The sequence below is a fragment of the Vibrio sp. 10N.286.49.B3 genome, from assembly GCF_002873395.1.
GTDB lineage: Bacteria > Pseudomonadota > Gammaproteobacteria > Enterobacterales > Vibrionaceae > Vibrio.
The window spans coordinates 1-263 of record NZ_MCUV01000030.1 but is presented as its reverse complement, the minus strand read 5'-3'; the positions used below and the strand labels follow the sequence as shown (position 1 = coordinate 263).

The following is a 263-nucleotide window of genomic DNA, read 5'->3' as shown; positions in this document are numbered from 1 at the left end:
CTATTGTACTTTAAACAATGGCATCCGGACGCGGGATGGAGCAGTTTGGTAGCTCGTCGGGCTCATAACCCGAAGGTCGTTGGTTCAAATCCAGCTCCCGCAACCACATTAAGATGAATGGCTCGTTAGAGCGGTTTATTATGCGACACTAGCTCAGCTGGTAGAGCGCAACCTTGCCAAGGTTGAGGTCACGAGTTCGAACCTCGTGTGTCGCTCCATATTTTCTTCTTAAGACTAAGTCTTAAAAGAAGTTGGAATAAGTT

At 47.1% G+C, this 263-nt stretch carries 2 tRNA genes; both read left to right on the top strand.

Annotated elements, in window-relative coordinates:
- Positions 1 to 29 precede the first annotated feature (29 nt).
- Positions 30 to 106: transfer RNA gene (locus tag BCU68_RS10775), tRNA-Met, on the top strand.
- Between the two features lie 36 nt (positions 107 to 142).
- A tRNA-Gly gene (locus BCU68_RS10770) sits at positions 143 to 218 on the top strand.
- Positions 219 to 263 lie beyond the last annotated feature (45 nt).